3 protein-coding genes are annotated in these 2,564 nt (G+C 44.3%); all 3 read left to right on the top strand.

Annotation, left to right across the window (positions count from 1 at the left end; translation table 11 throughout):
* Positions 1-276 (top strand): hypothetical protein (locus BUB35_RS19175; RefSeq protein ID WP_159432918.1); only part of this gene is annotated, 276 nt, incomplete at its 5' end.
* 111 nt (positions 277-387) lie between these two features.
* Positions 388-1,110: a hypothetical protein gene (locus tag BUB35_RS18950; protein ID WP_143185511.1), complete on the top strand. Its 723-nt coding sequence runs from the start codon at positions 388-390 to the stop codon at positions 1,108-1,110.
* 271 nt (positions 1,111-1,381) lie between these two features.
* Positions 1,382-2,056: a hypothetical protein gene (locus tag BUB35_RS18075; protein ID WP_072854003.1), complete on the top strand. Its 675-nt coding sequence runs from the start codon at positions 1,382-1,384 to the stop codon at positions 2,054-2,056.
* The last annotated feature ends 508 nt before the right edge of the window (positions 2,057-2,564 follow it).

A 2,564-nucleotide genomic window follows, 5' to 3' on the forward strand; every position in this document is an offset into this window, starting at 1 on the left:
GAGGACGGGAGCGGCTATCAGTACAAGTACGAGTCTGGCTCTGTGGAAAGCACCGCACAGAGTATTTTGGAAGCGGACGAGCCGATAGAGCGCCGTGTTCTGTCCATCCCTGATGAGGACGGCTACATCACCATCGGCGCAGACGAAACCGCACAGACCTACGAAACCAGACAGAAGCGCACCTATTGGACGATTGCCGGGGTATCTGCGGCCTATCTGCTGGTATGGCTTGCGGTCAATGGGCTGCTGCTCTATAAACGGCGCAAAAGAATGTAAACCAATTTAGCTTCTTGCCGGGAATGAAAAAGGTAATCCGCCGCAAAACGGAAGAATAAACGAAGCGACAAATCGGAAGTTGGCAAGATAAAGAGGATGGAATAAAACAAAATGGAAGGCGGAAAATTTGATTTCAAAAAGGCGCAGCGGGAATTGATCCGCAAGGAACTGCGACCTATCCTATACGAATATGGATTTGTCTTGTGCGGCCCGACCGCATATATCAGAGAGCGCGGCGGCCTGCTGCAGGAATTTTATTTCAAGGTCGAGGTCAGTAAGCTGCGCCCCTGGGTAAGCTATCGCCCAGTGTTTGATGCGCGGCCCATCGTGAGCTTTGGCTCGGATGGGCCGAACGGCGCAAAGTATGAGAACCCATATAGAGGGTTTCGTTGGTGTTCTATCGATTACTGGTATACGGAGGACGATGTGCTGAAAGAAAAATATTACCAGCGCCAGTTTCTCCCCCAATTTGAAGCGTTAAAAAGCAGTATCGTAAACGGTCTGCTACCCGAGATGGACGCGATGCGTTCACTGGATGATTTTATACAGCTTTACGAGTCGTGTGGGAAACTGTTTGGAGAACCGATTCGCCACTACGATATATCCCACACATATTTTCCATTTATATCCGGTGTACATGGAGCCTCGGGGAAGAAGCGGATGGAATTGATCCTTTCAGAAATGGGCGGGACTTGGCTACCTACCCTTCCCAAAATCGTAAAGAAATATTTGGAGTCACATATGGGTGGGATGGATACGGACAGCGAGGCGGACAGGATATTCCATGCGTATTGCAATCAAGTGCGAATAGCGTATAAACTTGATGTTAAATGACAAAATAAGATACTCCGTTTTATGATACGACAATTCCCGTTTGTCGGGGAAATAGCAAAGCCAGCCGAGCCAGTCAACGGTCAAGATGAACGGGCTGTGCCCGCCGTTGACAGCCCCGCCCGCCTTTGCTGACAGGAAATCAAGGGAGCAACATCCTAAAATGCTGTCGCTCCCGACCATGATGGGAATAAATGTAGAAAAAGCACTATGAAATACCCCGCAAGTGCTACAATTAATATTTTATGTAATTTGAAGTTCGTGAGGTGATGGAATGAGTAAAATAGATGAATTTGAACAAAAAATCATCAAGCACGGAATGACCGATGAAGATTTTCTTGAATATGGAAAGTTGTTAAAACGAGTTCGAGGCAATCTTCTAAAACGCCAACATTGTTATACAACAGCCATTCAATTCTCCGATGAATATGCTGAACAGGCTGTTAAGTTAATACAATATGGACTTGAAAACTTTGAAGATGGCTGGTTTTCCACATACACCTCTTATTTGTATATAGGACATATCTATGAAAAAGCAAGAAATTATCGAAAGGCTTACGAATCCTATTTGTTAGCGAAAGATGCCCTTGAATTAAACCGAGAAGAATATGTAAATGAACTGTCCAAAGATCTTTTATGGGTGAAACTGCATATAGATTCCTTTTGTTACTCAGCCGAACTGGAAGATTATTACTCTTGTTATTTAGCAACTGATGAGTTTTCAAGAGCATTTGTAAACAGTGAATTTAGATTAGCTGTTGCGAACATCATAATTTCTTTACATCACGGAAGGACTGATGAAGCCAAAAGGTCGCTTGCCATCGCAAAAGAAATATGCGAACCACATTATAGGGGGAAATTGCATAGTATTCTTGCAAAACACAAATATTACGAATCACTAAATGCAACACCCGAATCAATTACATTTGTTAAAAGTATTCAGATATAAATTACTGTTTTCTGCTGATATAAATTGAATATCGACCAAGCGGCAACACCACAGATTTTTTGAAATCCGTGGTGTTTTTTTGCGCCCATTTTTGGCAGAACAGGCAAGGCGGTGGTGTTAAGAGTGAACAGGAAAATTTTCTGTCTGCCCGGTTGCCAATTCTCGTTTTTTTGTATTACAGAGAGTGAAAAAGGCTTTCTCCGGCATCAGGTAGGAAGTTCGGTGTCTGTCGCCATTTTAGCGAAAACGGGCAGGAATGTCCTTTGCCGGATTATTAGTAGCAGAAAAAGAAAAGCAGCTTGCCAAAACCGGCTCTTGATGAACGAGTAGTAGGCAAAGGAGAAATGAATTTTTCTGGTTGCGATTTTCCGAAAAAGTGGCGGACGGAAGTGAGAGGAAGTTTGCAGTCACGGAGAGCAAGTTTCTACCACGGTGCCAAAATCCGCAATTCTGCGGTTTTGCCCCTCGCGGGAAACTTGTTGGGGAGTGCCTTCCCCAAACCCTGCTA

The organism is Anaerotignum lactatifermentans DSM 14214, from assembly GCF_900142265.1.
Classification (GTDB): Bacteria; Bacillota; Clostridia; order Lachnospirales; family Anaerotignaceae; genus Anaerotignum; species Anaerotignum lactatifermentans.

Coding starts and splice junctions, on each gene's coding strand:
- BUB35_RS18950 (WP_143185511.1), top strand. CDS start 388: ATGGAAGGCGGAAAATTTGATTTCAAAAAGGCGCAGCGGGAATTGATC.
- BUB35_RS18075 (WP_072854003.1), top strand. CDS start 1,382: ATGAGTAAAATAGATGAATTTGAACAAAAAATCATCAAGCACGGAATG.